The organism is Thalassospira sp. (assembly GCF_048059015.1).
Taxonomy (GTDB): Bacteria; Pseudomonadota; Alphaproteobacteria; order Rhodospirillales; family Thalassospiraceae; genus Thalassospira.
In genome coordinates this window covers 56,362-71,569 of the sequence record NZ_JBLLNT010000002.1, presented here as the reverse complement: position 1 = coordinate 71,569, position 15,208 = coordinate 56,362, and the positions used below count along the sequence as shown (strand labels likewise).

Sequence of the window (15,208 nt, the reverse complement as noted above, 5' to 3'; positions counted from 1 at the left end):
TCTGAGGGAAGACAATCAGGCGGCTGTGATATCGCGCGCCTGTTCGGCCAGTTTTTTCAGAGCAGCCAGAACATCAATGGTTGCGCGCTCCATGTCGGCAAAGGCGGCTTCTGCTGCGGCAAGGTCACCTTTGCGATAGGCGGCAAGGGCTGCATGGCCTGCTTTGTGCTGGCTGTCATGCGGGGCACGAACGGCATTAAAGCCTGAAAGCTTGCGGAATGGATCGGCGGCATTGCTGTCATACCATTTGCCAAACCGGCAGCTGTTGGCAGCCCCCATATCGACCTTGGACGGGTCGGTCAGGCCTGCCAAAACCTCGGCCACTGCCTTGAAATAGACGGCATGTTCTGCCCGTGCACTTCGGATCGTGCGGTTGGGGATTTCATAGCGGACCAGCTCGGACACTTGCTGATCAATCAGGCCTTCAACCTCGGACACGGTTTCGATCGCCGATCTGATCGCGCTGACTTGTCCACCGGTCTGATTGGCAATGCCGGTAATACCGGTACGCACCGCATCGGTTGCACGGTTTTGTTCATCAAGAATGTTGGAGATATCGGCGATGCGCTGGGTGGTGTCTTCCATTTTGCTGCCGATTTCACCGATTTCGCGGGCCACCTCGCCCATGACATCTTGGCCACGCGTTACCGCCTCGGTCCCAAGGTTCATGGCATCAACAATGCCCTTGGTTTCGTCCTGAAGATTGGTGATGCGTGTGCGGATTTCGTCCGTCGCGCGTGCTGTTTGCTGGCTCAGCGCCTTGACCTCGTTGGCGACAACGGCAAAGCCTTTGCCAGCTTCGCCGGCACGGGCGGCCTCAATCGTTGCGTTAAGTGCCAAAAGATTGGTTTCTGCGGCAATCGCTTCGATAGACTCGACAATTTCACCGATTTTGGATGATGCTTCGGCCAGAATATCGACCCGGCGCGATGCATCGCGCACGGCTTCAGCGATTTCATTCATGCTGGTGACAGCACCAGTGACCGTTTCCTGGCCGGTGCGGGTGACATTGATGGCTTCTTGCGCGTTATCAGCCGCAACCCGGCCGTTTTCAGCAATGTGGCTGATACCCGATACCATTTGATCAACCGCGGCCGAGATTGATTGCGCTTGACGGTCCACATCCTCGATCACGTTCATCATGCGGGCATTCGAAATCGCACTTTCATTGATCGCGACCGAAAGATCCATGGTGCGATCAAGCTGCTGATCCGCAAAGGCGTTTTCAGATGCCGTATGGCGACGGGTCGCACTGGCATCGCAGAATGATGTCAGGGTGAGTTCGATATCAAGCAGCATTACCGAGGTCAGCGAGGTGACGATTTTTGCTGCTTCACCTGCGCGCCAGCGGAACTTGACGATGATGGTTTCAATCAGCGCATCCGTGACCGCGTTATAGGCGGCGATATAAAGCTTTGGCGTGATACCAAATTCTTCATGGCGTTGGCCAAGGGCGACGGATTGACGGACGAATTCTTCGTCAATCTTGCCGTCAAACAGGCTTTGCCAATGTGCCTCAAGTGACTTGGTCAGCGACGATATGGTGCCTTCAGACAGTCGGGGCTGATCGGGGTCGGGTTTTTGGGCGATGATTTCATAGAATTTCTTGGCCCGTGTGGCAGCGCCACCTTTGATATCCTTTGATGCTTTGGCAAGAATGCCAAATGTAGCCGGCAGGATATCATAGCGTTCAAGTCGGTCTTCGAGTAGCGACACAGCCCGAAATTCCTTTCCCCATCATCCGGCTTTGTGCCGGGTAGCTCCCTGATGTGCTTTTAAAAGCTTCTTTCTATATGGGGACGGTAAGCGCGGATCGCCGTGCGCCTCCCCTTGATGCGAAACATTAGGGAGGCGCTTCTCAATCGGCAATCAATTTTCTTAGCCGATAGAATAGTATTTCCGGTTTAGGTCGCTGCTTTGTTCTGGCGGGTGTCTTGTTCGCTTCTGCAGGTTGTAATCAGCCAATCACGGAACGCGCGAACCGCGAAATTGTTTTCTTTTTCCTGCGGGTAAACCACGTAATAGGCGTGGTGATTGGGAATCGAAACATCAAACGGTGCGACCAAACGCCCGCTTTCAAGTTCTTCACGCACCAGAAATTCCGGAAGCAATGCCAAGCCAAGTCCGGCAACAGCGGCCTGAATGACCATGTGGAAATGCTCAAAGCGCGGACCGGCCAGCTCGTCAACAACTGCAACCCCGGCGGCCGCCAGCCAATCCTGCCAGGCACGCGGGCGGGTGGAATGTTGCAAAAGGGTGCAACGCTGCACACGTTCGCGCGCAATCGGAAGATCGTCGTTTTCCTGCAAAAGCTTGGGCGCACATACCGCAATCAGGGTTTCCCCCATCAGGCGGTTGGTAACGCATCCGGGCAGATTGTCATCACCAAAATGAATGGCGATATCGATGCCTTCGCGCTCGAAATTGAACTCGCGCGTTTGGGTAATCAGGTTCAACTGAATGTCAGGCCATGTTGCCTTGAAATCGCCAAGGCGGGGCACAAGCCAACGCGCGCCAAAGGTGGGTAAGGTGCCTACATTCAGCATCCCGCCGGCATCGGAATAGGCCATGACCTGAAGCGTTGCGGCCTCCGCCCGATCGAGAAGATCGCGCACCTGTGCGGCATATGCTTCGCCCGCCGCGGTCAGTTTCAGGCGTTTTTTGACGCGGCGAAATAAATCGCGCCCCAGATATTCTTCGAGCGTGCGGATCTGCCGACTGATCGCGCTTTGCGTGACATTGAGTTCTTCGGCAGCGCGCGTGAAGGACAAATGCCGGGCCGAGCTTTCAAAGAATTGCAGGGCAGTCAGGGACGGCAGAAAGCGACGCATGGCAAATCCAGTTCATAACCAAATGGAATGATGTGGTGCGAATATATCGTTTGTTTGCTGTTCGTCCAAGGCGTAACGTTTTAAATGGTTCCAAGCCCCCTCGCGCCACCATATGAAGCGTTCGGGCCAAAAGCCATTGGGCTGGAGAGCGGTCACTTTGTAATGTTTCGGAAGGATGTTGCATCCAGCTGAAGCCGGGATACGCGCCAGTTCATAACGATAAAATGTCCGGGAAGATGACGGCCAGAAGGCTTCAACAATATATCGGGTAGAAGGCGAGAATGGGTTCTGTTGACGAAAATTATGATGTGATCATTGTCGGTGGTGCGGTTATCGGCAGTTCGATTGCATGGCATCTGACCGGTCGTGATGATTTCAAGGGCCGGGTTTTGGTGATCGAAAAAGATCCCAATTATGAATTCTGCTCAACGGCCCTTTCGGCGGCATCGATCCGTCAGCAATTCTCCACCCCGGTGAATATCGAGATGTCGGCTTATGGCATCGATTTCCTGCGCAATCTTAAGCGCGATCTTGATCCGGAAGTCGACATTGCCTTGCATGAAAAGGGCTATCTGATCCTGGCAACCGATCAGGGGCGCGATATCCTGAAACAGAACCACGCGACCCAGACCGAATTTGGCGCCGATATCGTCTGGATGGAACCAGATGAACTGGCGGCCAAATATCCATGGATGAACACATCTGATCTATCTGCTGGTTGCTGGGGCCGCACGGGTGAAGGCTGGTTTGATGCCTATTGCCTGATGCAGTCCTTCCGCAAACAGGCGCGACGTCGTGGTGCGGATTATATCGATGGCGAAGTTGTCGATGTGGTGCGCGAAGGCGATCAGATTACCGGCGTTGTGCTTAAGGATGGTCGTCGGTTTGGCTGTGGCACGCTGATCAATGCGGCGGGTACGGGTGGATCAAAGCTTGCCAAAATGGCCGGGCTCGAAATCCCGGTAGAGCCGCGCAAACGTTGCATCTTTGTCTTTGATTGCCGGGATGCCGCCGACATTTCCGTAAGCTGCCCGATGCTGATTGATCCAAGCGGCCTTTATGTCCGCCCGGAAGGTGAATTCTTTATCACCGGGATCGCCCCGCCCAAGGATCGTGATCCGGAATGCTGGGACTTCGAGGTCGATCACAGCCTGTTTGACGACATCATCTGGCCGGGACTTTATGAGCGTTCCGAACGGTTCGAGGCGATCAAGGTCGTCAATGCCTGGGCCGGTCATTATTCCTATAACCTGCTTGATCAGAACGCGATCCTTGGCCGCCATACGGATGTGAAGAACTTCGTCTTTGCCAATGGGTTCTCCGGCCATGGATTGCAGCAAAGCCCGGCAGTTGGGCGCGGTATTGCCGAGCTGGTCGCGACAGGTGGCTATCAGACCCTTGATCTTTCGGTGTTTGGCTATGAACGCATTCGGGATAATGCCCCGGTGCTTGAGCTGAATGTGATTTAATTCGATTTCGTAACGATAATGCGAAATCAAATGCTTAACCCAATGTCGGAGCAGGCCCCAATGCCCCGTGATGATGCCAACAAAGAAGCCAAAGCAAGCGCGATCCGCGACCGCCAAACGCAATCCGTTTCGGCCGGCGTGCGCAACGTGCACCCGGTTTATCTTGATCGCGCCCTAAATGCCGAAGCATGGGATAGCGATGGCACGCGCTATATCGATTTTGTCGGCGGGATTGGTGTTTTGAATGTCGGGCATCGCAATCCGAAGGTGATGGATCGCGTGATTGCCCAGTGCGAACGCTTTACCCATAGCTGCTTTAACGCGCTGCCCCATGAACCCTATGTCGCGGTAACCGACTGGTTGGCGCAAAACTGCCCGATTGAAGGTCCGGCAAAGTCGATGCTGACCAATTCCGGGGCAGAGGCCATGGAAAATGCGTTGAAGCTTGCCCGTGCCTTTACGGGGCGCACTGGCGTGATTGCCTTTGACGGTGCGTTTCATGGCAGAACCCTTGCAACGCTGGCACTGACGGGTAAAACCAAGCCATATAAAACCGGTCTTGGACCGCTTCCGGGGCCGGTTTGGCATTTGCCATATCCATGCCCTGAAACCGGTGTATCGGTGAGTGATGCGATGGCAGCAATCGATAAGCTGTTTTCTGTTTCAGCCGATCCAAAATCGGTTGGCGCGATCGTGATTGAGCCGGTTCAGGGCGAAGGCGGATTCCGTGCCTGTGATGCCGAGTTTCTGGTCGCCTTGCGCCGCCTGTGTGATGAAAACGGCATGGTTTTGATTGCCGATGAAATCCAGTCGGGCTTTGGCCGGACGGGCAAGATGTTTGCCATTGAGCATGCCGGTGTTGCGCCCGATATCCTTGTCATGGGCAAGGGGATTGGCGGAGGCTTCCCACTAGCCGCGATCACTGGTGCCGAGGATGTCATGAACGCGCTTGCACCCGGCGGTCTTGGTGGGACCTATTCCGGCAATCCGGTCGCCTGTGCGGCCGCAACCGGTGTGTTCGAGGTTCTCGAAGCCGACAATATTCTGGGTCGTGCCAAGCAGCTTGGCGAAAAATATGCGACCCATATCGCATGGTTGCGCGATTTGCCCGGCGGGCATGTGATCGGCAATATGCGCGGGATTGGCGCGATGCGCGCGTTTGAATTGATTGCAGATGACGGCAAGCCGTCGGCCAAACGTCTGCAAAGCTTATTGCAACTGGCCCGTGCCAACGGGCTATTGTTAATGCCAAGTGGTGAACACGCCAATGTGGTGCGCCTGCTGGCACCTTTGACCATTCCGTTTGATCAGGTTGATGAGGCCTTTGCCATCATCGCCAAGCTTCTGCCCAAAGTGGCGCAGGTAACGGAATAGGCATCAACGGAATGGCCGGTGGTGATCACCGGAAAGTTTAAAAAGAAGGGAGTTTTACTGTGAGTTTCAAATCCATCTTGACGGAGCTTGGTCTGTCCGAAGCCGAGATCGCCAATGGCACGCTTAAAGTCCAGACCCCGGTAGACGGTTCGGACATCGCAGCCGTTTCCGAAACCGATCCGGCAGAAATGACCGACATCATCGGTAATGCCAAAAAGGCATTCAACGAATGGCGTCAGGTACCGGGTCCGCGCCGTGGTGAACTGGCCCGTCTTCTGGGCGAAGAACTGCGTGCTGCCAAGGAACCGCTTGGTCGTCTGGTGTCGCTTGAATGCGGCAAGATCTATCAGGAAGGTCTGGGCGAAGTTCAGGAAATGATCGATATCTGCGATTTCGCAGTCGGTCTGTCACGTCAGCTTTACGGTCTTACCATCGCATCCGAACGTCCGGGCCACAAAATGATGGAAACCTGGCATCCGCTCGGTGTTGTTGGCGTGATTTCCGCGTTCAACTTCCCGGTTGCTGTCTGGTCCTGGAACACCGCCTTGGCACTGGTTTGCGGTAACTCTGTCATCTGGAAGCCGTCGGAAAAGACCCCGCTTACCGCACTTGCCTGCCAGAAGATCCTTGATAAAGCACTGGCGAAATTCGGTGATGCACCAAAAGGCCTGCATCAGGTTGTGATTGGTGATCGCAAAATCGGCGAAGCACTGACCGACAGCCACGATGTTGCGCTGGTTTCGGCAACCGGTTCGACCCGCATGGGCCGTGAAGTTGCCCCGCGCGTTGCAGAACGTTTTGGCCGCACCATCCTTGAGCTTGGTGGCAACAACGCCATGATCGTCACACCGTCAGCGGACCTTGACATGACCGTTCGTGCGGTTGTGTTCTCGGCCGTTGGGACCTGTGGTCAGCGTTGCACGTCTTTGCGTCGCCTGATCGTTCATAAGGACGTCAAGGATCAGCTGGTTCCGAAAATCGTCGCTGCTTACAAGTCGGTCAAAATCGGTGATCCGCTTGCCGATGGCACCCTTGTAGGTCCGCTGATCGATGAAGACAGCTTCAACAACATGCAGAACGCCCTTGCCAGCGCCAAGAAAGACGGCGGCACGGTACATGGTGGTGAACGCGCACTGGAATCAGAATATCCGAATGCGTTCTATGTCACCCCGTCTGTGGTGGAAATGCCGGGCCAGACCGAGACCGTGCGCAACGAGACCTTCGCGCCGATCCTTTATGTCATGACCTATGAAACCCTTGAAGAAGCCATCGCACTTCAGAACGGCGTTCCGCAGGGGCTGTCATCTTGCATCTTCTCGACCGACCTGCGCGAGACCGAACTGTTCCTGTCAGCTGTCGGTTCCGATTGCGGTATCGCCAACGTCAATATCGGCCCGTCCGGTGCAGAAATCGGTGGTGCCTTCGGTGGTGAAAAAGAAACCGGTGGCGGTCGTGAATCCGGTTCGGACGCATGGAAAGGCTACATGCGCCGCGCGACCAACACGATCAACTATTCCCGCGAGCTGCCGTTGGCTCAGGGCATCAAGTTTGATATCTGATTATTGCTAAGCTGAAATCTGTCGAAAGCCCCACCAACTTTTGGTGGGGCTTTTTTTGTACTAGCATACATTACCAAAGGTTGATTTAATAAAGGGGTAATCACTTAAATAGACTAGTTGGAATCTGAGAGGGGCTCTTGGTCGAGATCGTAATAAGGAAAAATGTGAAAATTGGAGCAGCGACTGCCGAAGAGGATCAGGCAATGTTGCAAGACTGTTTTATCGACAATGGTGATCTTGATCTGCTGCTAGATGTAGAGCAGCCAGAGTCGATCATCGTCGGGCGTACAGGAACAGGTAAAAGTGCGCTTTTGTCGATGGTGGAGAATTCCGGCAAAGACTGTATGAGGGTAAACCTTGAGGAGCTTTCATTAAATTATATTGAGAATTCGAGCGTTATCAGAAGTCTTGAGAATAGTGGAGTAAACCTCGATCTATTTTATCAGTTACTGTGGCGGCATGTCATAGCGGTAGAAATAATTCGATGTAAATTTAATATTATAAGCGACAGTACGAATAGAACATTTTTCACAAAAATTTTTGAAAAGTTAAGAGGTGACAGGAATAAAGAAAGGACAATTGAATACTTAGAAAGATTTGGTGACAAATTTTGGTTAGAAACAGAGGAGAGGATAAAAGAAATAACTAACAATTTCGAAAAGGAAATACATGCAAGTGTGGAAGCGTATGGATTAGGTTTGGATGCTGGTGCTGCGGTAGGTGAAGTTGTCACAAAAGAGCTTATTCATAAAGTAAAAGATAAGGTGATGAGTTCAGTTCAAATGAAGGAGCTGAACAATTTGATATCTATAATTGATGAAGATGTTCTCGATGATGGCCGTAGTTTTTATGTTCTGATAGATAATTTAGATGAAGTTAGAATTAGACCTGCTCTAAAATATAAACTTATTAGGTCTCTTATTGAAACTGTTAAAAAATTTAGAAAGATTCAAAGTTTAAAAATTATTGTAGCCCTAAGAAACGACCTGCTTAAAAAGGTTATTGATGAAACTGTTGATTCAGGTTTTCAAGAAGAAAAATATGAAGATCTATATTTAAGAATATACTGGAGGAAAGAAATACTGAAAGATCTTGTTAATAAGAGGATAAATAATGTTTTCAAGATGAAATACACTAGTAAAACAATAGACTTCTATGACGTTTTTAGCGGGAAAGTGGGGGAAGAGGATGCATTTGAATATATGATCAGTAGGACGATGCTGCGTCCACGAGAGATTATTATATTTTCAAACTTATGTTTTCATCAAAGTGATGGAAAGAGTTTAGTGACAGCAAGGGATATCCGAGACACTGAGAAAACTTACTCAAAAAAGAGAGTTATATCCCTAAAGGAAGAGTGGAATTCTGTGGTTCCAGAATTGAATAGTTATTTTGATTTCATAAGAAATATGCCATCTGAATTTGATGTTTCGAGGTTTAATAGAAGAGTGGCAGATGATTTTGTTCAAGATATTTTAATGAATGAAGAAGAAGACAAAGAGTTACACAAATTAGCGGTGAAGCTTTTCGAGAGTCAGGTGAGTCGTCATATTTTCTTAGCTAATATATTTTCAACATTATATTTAGTTGGAGCGGTAGGGTTAAGGCTCAGCAAGGGGACTTCAGTTGTTTGGTCATACGATGATGAGCCAACAGTTGACCCCGCTGAAATCAGGCGTAATACCCCAATATATACGCACCCCATGCTTTGGAGAGCCTTGAACATAACACCAGTAGAGAAAAGAAATATCTAGAAGCGAAGCCAACGGAGATTGCTTGAGCTGTCATAAAAAATCGCAAGTCTAAGCAATATCGCCACGATAAACGATATGCAGCTTGTTGCCATCGGGATCGCGCACATATGCGCCGTAATATCCGTTGCCGTAATGCGGGCGTTCACCGGGTTCCCCTTCATCATAACCACCATTTTCCATGCCAGCCTGATAGGCGGCATCGACCGCATCCGTGGACGGGGCAAGGAAAGCAACCATGTTGCCGTTGCCAGCTGATGCTGCCTGTTTGTTGAACGGTTCATAGATATAAAAACGCGGCAGTTGCTGATTGGGGATAATCCAGCAAAGGGCTTTCGGACCGCCATCGGGGGTGACGGGGCGTTCGACCAGACCGATGGGGATCAGGACGGCATTATAGAATTTTCGGGCACGGGCAATGTCGGATGTGCCGAGGGTAACGTGACTGAACATTTGTGGGGCTCCGGGCATTGGTGGTGGTGGCGAACAAAAAAAGCGGCCCTGTTGGACCGCTTTTCTTTAATTTGACTTCCAAGCAGGGCTGATTAGCCAGCTTTGGAGAAGCGTTCTGCGACATATTCCCAGTTAACCAGGCTGTCGAGGAAGGCTTTGACATAGTCCGGACGCGCGTTGCGGTAATCGATGTAGTAGGAGTGTTCCCAAACATCACAACCGAGCAGCGGGGTCTGACCGCGAACAAGCGGGTTTTCCGCGTTCGGGGTCTTGGTGACAACCAGTTTGCCGGATTTGTCCATCGCAAGCCAGCACCAGCCAGAACCGAACTGGGTTACGCCAGCCTGAATGAAGGCTTCTTTGAAGGCATCGACAGAGCCGAAATCTTCAACGATTTTCTTTTCGAGTTCACCCGGGATGGCGCCGCCGCCATTGCCCTTCATCATCTGCCAGAACTCAATGTGGTTCCAGTGCTGAGCAGCGTTGTTGAACAGGCCTGCTTTGGAAGCGTCGCCGTAAGATGCAACAACAACTTCTTCAAGCGACTTGCCTTCAAGGCCGGAACCTTCGAGCAGCTTGTTGCCGTTCACAACATAGGCGTTGTGATGTTTGTCATGGTGAAACTCAAGGGTTTCAGCGGACATGACCGGCGCAAGCGCGTCATATGCATACGGAAGTGCTGGGAGTTCAAATGCCATGATACAGTTCCTCGACTTTCATTATTGGTCTGTGCGGTAACGCAACATATCCCTTTTTGGCGTCGTGTTGAAAGTGAAAATCCCGTGCAACCTGTTGGAAACCTTTGTTGCAGGGCGAACACGACAGCATCCGGAAGATGCCCTTGCGCCTTTATCTAGCGCGCCTTGCGATTTACGCAATGCGTCTTGGGGGCATCACCCCGATGCAATCGGGCAACGCATTGTTGCCGATACCTGTTTAATCAACATTTCCGGTCGAAAAACGTTCCCGACCGGATAGGGAATTTTTGTGCGAAACCCGAGTCCCATGGGGATCGGTTTGGCAAACAGGCCTTATTCCTTATAGAGCCCGACCATATGCACGATGTCGGTTCCGTTACGGATCATCACGTCATATTCGCCGCGACTGAGCGCGGAGATGTCGATCTTGCACGGGAACCGCGCGCATGTGCGCGACAGGGCAATCGTGCCATCCTGATGGCTCAGAATGACGTCGCCTTTGGGCTTTTCGGAATAGACCGTGACACTGTCTGTCGTGGGTTTGGGTGCGACCTTGATTGCAGCCAGTGCGGCTGTCGTGACCGTCATAAGACCGATGAGGGCGATGGCAACCGGCTTGCTGCGCAGAGATTTAAGCATGGGCTTCCTCGCGCGGTTTATTCTGTTCGATGAACAGCAATATGACCGACGAAGCGGAAGAATTAGCGGCGCAATTGAGGCATTTCCGTGCCGGTTGCTGCGTTCTGATCTGGCCTGCCATGCATGTGATGGCCTTGAAAACGCGCCCCGACCCAAAACACAAATCCCCGCAGGGGGTTAGCTTGCGGGGATTGGAGTTTCTTTATCTGATCGAGCTTGAGGTATCAGGCTATTTGCGCCCGAAAAACTTTGATGGCATCGGCGATTTTGGCGGTGGCAGCTTCGGGGTCAGGCTGACCACAAATGGCTGATACGACAGCCAACCCATCTGCTCCGCTTTGAAGCACCGCATTAACGTGATCGATCTTAAGCCCGCCAATGGCAACCGATGGCAGGCCTGCGATCTTGACTAGTTCGGCGAGCCCATCAAAGCCAATGGCTGGTTTATGATCGGGTTTGGTTGGCGTGGCAAAGACCGGGCCGATGCCGACATAATCGACAACGGTCCGGTCGACTTTGCGTGCGACATCTTCGTCTTCAATCGAAAGACCAATGATCTTGTCACGCCCGAGCCGGTCGCGCGCAGCAGCGGAGGGCATATCATCCTGACCGACATGAAGACCATCAGCCCCGATCGCGATCGCGGCATCGATGTCGTCATTGACAATCAACGGGACGCTGGTACCCGCCATGACGTCCATAAGTTCGCGGCCAACCCGAATGAGCCCCTCGGTCCCGGCTTTTTTATCGCGCAGCTGCACCATGGTTGCACCACCGGCAATCGCGGCCATGGTGGTTTCAACCATCGAATGGGTCAGGCAGAGCGAGTGTTCCAGAACCAGATAAAGCGACAGATCAAAAGTCTTCATAGGGCCTCAATGCGTGCAGTCTTGGCGTAGGTCTGGGCATCAAGATTATGCAGGCCATCGACAAAGGCTGTCATGAAGGATGCCGGACCATTGGCGGTTTTCGCAGCAAGCGTCCCGGCAACCGCAAAGTTTGTCAGGGCTGCGACGGTTGCTTCAAACGCCTGATCCTTGGCAATCGCGACATAGGCGCCAACAAGTGCAGTCAGCGAACAGCCCATGGCGGTGATTTTTGGCATCAAGGGTGATCCACCGGCAATGCGCACCGATCGCGTGCCATCGGTAACGAAATCAACCTCGCCCGTGACGGCGACAACGGCGTTCTGGGACGTGGCAAGCGCACGCGCGGCCCCTTCGGCCTGTTCGACCGGATCGCCACTATCAACGCCCTGACCCGCACTTTGACCACCGGCAAGGGCGATGATTTCCGATGCATTGCCACGAATGACGGTTGGGTTCAGCGCCAGAAGTTCGGCAACGCTATCGCGGCGAAATTGGGTGGCAAAATGTGCCACCGGATCAAGCACCCAGGGCTTGCCAGCATCATTGGCGGATTTGGCGGCTGCCATCATGCCCTCAACCCAATGAGGGGACAGGGTGCCGATATTGACCGTCAGCGCACTGGCGATGGCGGCAAATTCACCGGATTCTTCGGGTGTGTGGACCATGGCAGGCGACGCACCTGCTGCCAGCAAGACATTGGCGGCATAATTCATCGCCACATAATTGGTGATGCAATGAACCAGCGGATTGGTTGCCCGCATGTGTTCAAACAGCTCGGTCGAGGTTTTGGTAAAGTCGGTCGTCATTTCGAGGCTCCAATGCAGCAAATAAGGTGCGTTTGGAGACCCAGTTCGAAGTCGGAAAGATGGAGAACGTCTTATCAGCGTTCGCACCGTCCCTACGCCAGTATGAACTGGATCAGGTTCAAAGGGTCACTGCGCGGCAGTTTCTCAGCCCCCTTGGCGGGGCTCCCCTTGGTGAGTGCTCAAGATGGGTTTTAATGTGTCTGGTGTCAATTCACCCTGTTGGCAGCGATGTGCAAACAGGGAAATGGCGGAACCACATTTGTGACCCCGCCATTTCCGATATCTGTTTGCTGTTATCCAGCCTTACTTGCGGCGTTCCATCGCGGCCTTAAGGGCTGCTGCCATGGCACCACCGTCACCGCCGGAATTGCCCCCGGCATTACCACGATTACCACCGCCAGATGAATGGTTCGGACGACCGCCCTGACCACCACGGCCGCCATGCGGGGCGCTGCCACGGTTATCCGAGCGTTTTTCACGCACACCTTCGTAATCCGGGGCCGATTTCATCGACAGACCGATGCGTTTGCGCGGTGCATCGACTTCCATGACGGTAACTGAGACGATCTGACCGGCTTTTACAACCTGACGGGGGTCCTCAACGAATTTGTCGGCGAGCTGCGAGATATGCACAAGGCCATCCTGATGCACGCCGATATCCACAAACGCGCCAAAGTTGGTGACGTTGGTGACCGTGCCTTCAAGCTTCATGCCGGTGCGAAGGTCCTTGATTTCATTCACGCCATCGGTGAACTTCGCGGTCTTGAATTCCGGACGCGGGTCACGGCCGGGTTTATCAAGTTCGGCGATGATGTCGCGGATGGTGGGCACACCGAATGTCTCGTCGGCGAAATCTTCGGCGCGCAGGGTTTTGATAAAGGCGGAATCGCCAATCAGGCTTGCCAACGGCTTGGAGGCCTTCGTGCTGATCTTTTCGACCAGCGGATAGGCTTCCGGGTGCACGGCCGACGCATCAAGCGGGTTGGTCGCGCCACGAATACGCAAGAAACCAGCGCACTGTTCAAACGCCTTTGGCCCCAGACGTTCAACCTTTTTAAGGTCAGCACGGGACTGGAAGGCACCGTTGGAGTCGCGATAGCCGACAATATTGCGTGCTAGCGTTTCGGTCAGACCGGCAACACGGGTCAAAAGCGGGATGGAGGCGGTGTTAAGGTCAACACCCACGCCGTTCACGCAATCCTCAACCACTGCATCAAGCGATCTGGCCAGTTTGGTTTCCGATACGTCATGCTGATACTGACCGACACCGATCGATTTCGGCTCGATCTTTACCAGTTCTGCCAGCGGGTCCTGCAGACGACGTGCGATGGAGGCCGCACCACGCAGCGACACATCAAGATCAGGGAATTCTTCGGCTGCGAATTGTGACGCGGAATAAACCGACGCACCGGCCTCATTCACAATAACCTTGGTTGCTTTAAGGGCCGGGAAGCGTTTGAGCAACTGACCGGCAAGATCATCGGTTTCGCGCGAGAAGGTGCCATTGCCAATCGCGATCAGTTCGATCTTGTGACGTGCGGCCAATGCGGCGAGGGTATTGAGCGCACCTTCGACGTCATTGCGCGGCTGGAAAGGATAAACCGTTGCGGTATCAACAAGCTTGCCCGTCGCATCAACCACCGCGACCTTAACGCCGGTACGAACACCCGGATCAAGACCCATGGTGGCCTTTTGTCCGGCCGGTGCCGCCAACAGAAGGTCTTTGAGGTTATCGGCGAATACCTTGATCGCGCCTTCTTCGGCGCTGTCGCGAAGGGTGCCAAACAGATCAAGTTCGATCGACAGGGACAGTTTGACGCGCCAGGTCCAGCGCACCGTATCGACCAGCCATTTATCTGCTGCGCGGCCTTTATCAACAATGCCGACATGGGCGGCGATCATGATTTCAGCCCGGCCCGGCTGGCTGCGCGGACGGTCTTCGTCTTCCTTGCCAAGGGTGAGTTTCAGCTGAAGGATATCTTCGTTACGACCCCGGAACAGCGCAAGCGCACGGTGCGATGGGCAGGTTTTGATCTTTTCGGAATGCTCGAAATAATCCGAGAATTTGGCACCCTCGGCCTGTTTGCCTTCGACCACGGATGCGGTGATTTCGCCTTCATTCCACAGATGGGCACGCAGCTTGGCAACAAGGTCTGCATCCTCGGCAAAGCGTTCCATCAGGATCTGACGCGCGCCATCAAGGGCGGCCTTGGTGTCTTCGACGCCTTTTTCGGCATCGACAAACTTGGCGGCCTCAATTTCCGGATCAAGGGTCGGATCGTTAAACAGGCTGTCTGCCAGCGGTTCAAGCCCCGCTTCACGCGCGATCTGTGCCTTGGTGCGGCGCTTTTTCTTATAGGGCAGATAAAGGTCTTCGAGACGGGTCTTGGTATCGGCCTCGTTTATCTGGGCTTCAAGTTCCGGCGTCAGTTTTTCCTGTTCGCGGATGCTTTCAAGCACAGAGGAACGGCGTTCTTCAAGCTCGGTCAGATAGCGCAGGCGTTCTTCCAGCGTACGGAGTTGGGTGTCATCAAGCCCGCCGGTCTTTTCCTTACGGTAACGGGCGATAAACGGAACGGTAGAGCCTTCATTGAGCATCTCGATGGTGGCAATGACCTGTTCCGGACGAACCGAAAGTTCTTCGGCGATACGCTGTGGAATTGGACGCATGGTTTCTCCTTGTTTTGCTCGTATGCCTGAAATAGCGGCTTTGGGCGTGATGGAAAAGGGCCTGTTTTTCCAAATTTTCGCGCACGGCC

At 53.2% G+C, this 15,208-nt stretch carries 12 protein-coding genes and 1 riboswitch; of the genes, 4 read left to right on the top strand and 8 right to left on the bottom strand.

Translation table 11 applies throughout. The features are described 5' to 3' along the window. Nucleotides 1-15: 15 nt before the first annotated feature. Nucleotides 16-1,716 (bottom strand): methyl-accepting chemotaxis protein, encoded by a 1,701-nt coding sequence (locus ACMZ66_RS00965; protein ID WP_416933563.1) that lies wholly within the window; start codon nucleotides 1,714-1,716, stop codon nucleotides 16-18. Nucleotides 1,717-1,904: 188 nt separating this feature from the next. After that, nucleotides 1,905-2,831: a transcriptional regulator GcvA gene (gene gcvA, locus ACMZ66_RS00960; RefSeq protein ID WP_416933561.1), complete on the bottom strand. Its 927-nt coding sequence runs from the start codon at nucleotides 2,829-2,831 to the stop codon at nucleotides 1,905-1,907. 281 nt (nucleotides 2,832-3,112) lie between these two features. Here gcvA and ACMZ66_RS00955 point away from each other — a divergent pair, with 281 nt between their 5' ends. The 4 genes from ACMZ66_RS00955 to ACMZ66_RS00940 all read left to right on the top strand — a co-directional run bounded on the left by ACMZ66_RS00955 (nucleotide 3,113) and on the right by ACMZ66_RS00940 (nucleotide 8,987). After that, entirely contained in the window at nucleotides 3,113-4,300 is a 1,188-nt protein-coding gene (locus tag ACMZ66_RS00955) for an NAD(P)/FAD-dependent oxidoreductase (RefSeq protein WP_416933559.1), read from the top strand. Nucleotides 4,301-4,360: 60 nt separating this feature from the next. Beyond that, on the top strand, nucleotides 4,361-5,674 hold the full coding sequence (locus ACMZ66_RS00950; protein ID WP_416933557.1) for an aspartate aminotransferase family protein: 1,314 nt from the start codon (nucleotides 4,361-4,363) through the stop codon (nucleotides 5,672-5,674). A gap of 59 nt (nucleotides 5,675-5,733) precedes the next feature. Then, nucleotides 5,734-7,233: an aldehyde dehydrogenase family protein gene (locus ACMZ66_RS00945; RefSeq protein WP_416933555.1), complete on the top strand. Its 1,500-nt coding sequence runs from the start codon at nucleotides 5,734-5,736 to the stop codon at nucleotides 7,231-7,233. 137 nt (nucleotides 7,234-7,370) lie between these two features. Then, nucleotides 7,371-8,987 (top strand): P-loop ATPase, Sll1717 family, encoded by a 1,617-nt coding sequence (locus ACMZ66_RS00940; RefSeq protein ID WP_416933553.1) that lies wholly within the window; start codon nucleotides 7,371-7,373, stop codon nucleotides 8,985-8,987. Between the two features lie 48 nt (nucleotides 8,988-9,035). On the opposite strand, the gene ACMZ66_RS00935 is transcribed toward ACMZ66_RS00940, so the two are convergent. The 6 genes from ACMZ66_RS00935 to ACMZ66_RS00910 all read right to left on the bottom strand — a co-directional run bounded on the left by ACMZ66_RS00935 (nucleotide 9,036) and on the right by ACMZ66_RS00910 (nucleotide 15,119). Further along, the gene (locus ACMZ66_RS00935; RefSeq protein WP_416933551.1) at nucleotides 9,036-9,437 is read right to left on the bottom strand and encodes a VOC family protein; all 402 of its coding nucleotides are present in this window, start codon (nucleotides 9,435-9,437) and stop codon (nucleotides 9,036-9,038) included. A 92-nt stretch (nucleotides 9,438-9,529) separates the two neighbouring features. Continuing rightward, complete coding sequence (locus tag ACMZ66_RS00930; protein ID WP_416933549.1) at nucleotides 9,530-10,135, bottom strand: superoxide dismutase; 606 nt, start codon at nucleotides 10,133-10,135, stop codon at nucleotides 9,530-9,532. Nucleotides 10,136-10,468: 333 nt separating this feature from the next. Next, the gene (locus tag ACMZ66_RS00925; protein WP_416933547.1) at nucleotides 10,469-10,774 is read right to left on the bottom strand and encodes a hypothetical protein; all 306 of its coding nucleotides are present in this window, start codon (nucleotides 10,772-10,774) and stop codon (nucleotides 10,469-10,471) included. Between the two features lie 224 nt (nucleotides 10,775-10,998). Then, nucleotides 10,999-11,643, bottom strand: a complete 645-nt coding sequence (gene thiE, locus ACMZ66_RS00920; RefSeq protein ID WP_416933545.1) for a thiamine phosphate synthase — start codon at nucleotides 11,641-11,643, stop codon at nucleotides 10,999-11,001. Further along, a complete protein-coding gene (gene thiM, locus ACMZ66_RS00915; RefSeq protein WP_416933544.1) occupies nucleotides 11,640-12,449 on the bottom strand; it encodes a hydroxyethylthiazole kinase in 810 nt (269 codons plus the stop codon). The genes thiE and thiM overlap by 4 nt, the downstream gene beginning before the upstream one ends. A 72-nt stretch (nucleotides 12,450-12,521) precedes the next feature. Next, a riboswitch (TPP riboswitch) is annotated at nucleotides 12,522-12,628 on the bottom strand. Nucleotides 12,629-12,752: 124 nt separating this feature from the next. Next, nucleotides 12,753-15,119 (bottom strand): Tex family protein, encoded by a 2,367-nt coding sequence (locus ACMZ66_RS00910; RefSeq protein WP_416933543.1) that lies wholly within the window; start codon nucleotides 15,117-15,119, stop codon nucleotides 12,753-12,755. Between the last annotated feature and the right edge of the window lie 89 nt (nucleotides 15,120-15,208).

Excerpts from the sequence above, each read along its gene's own strand:
- ACMZ66_RS00950 (WP_416933557.1), top strand. The coding sequence starts at position 4,361 with ATGCCCCGTGATGATGCCAACAAAGAAGCCAAAGCAAGCGCGATCCGC.
- ACMZ66_RS00935 (WP_416933551.1), bottom strand. The coding sequence starts at position 9,437 with ATGTTCAGTCACGTTACCCTCGGCACATCCGACATTGCCCGTGCCCGA.
- ACMZ66_RS00925 (WP_416933547.1), bottom strand. The coding sequence starts at position 10,774 with ATGCTTAAATCTCTGCGCAGCAAGCCGGTTGCCATCGCCCTCATCGGT.
- gcvA (WP_416933561.1), bottom strand. The coding sequence starts at position 2,831 with ATGCGTCGCTTTCTGCCGTCCCTGACTGCCCTGCAATTCTTTGAAAGC.
- ACMZ66_RS00910 (WP_416933543.1), bottom strand. The coding sequence starts at position 15,119 with ATGCGTCCAATTCCACAGCGTATCGCCGAAGAACTTTCGGTTCGTCCG.
- ACMZ66_RS00955 (WP_416933559.1), top strand. The coding sequence starts at position 3,113 with ATGGGTTCTGTTGACGAAAATTATGATGTGATCATTGTCGGTGGTGCG.
- thiE (WP_416933545.1), bottom strand. The coding sequence starts at position 11,643 with ATGAAGACTTTTGATCTGTCGCTTTATCTGGTTCTGGAACACTCGCTC.
- ACMZ66_RS00930 (WP_416933549.1), bottom strand. The coding sequence starts at position 10,135 with ATGGCATTTGAACTCCCAGCACTTCCGTATGCATATGACGCGCTTGCG.
- thiM (WP_416933544.1), bottom strand. The coding sequence starts at position 12,449 with ATGACGACCGACTTTACCAAAACCTCGACCGAGCTGTTTGAACACATG.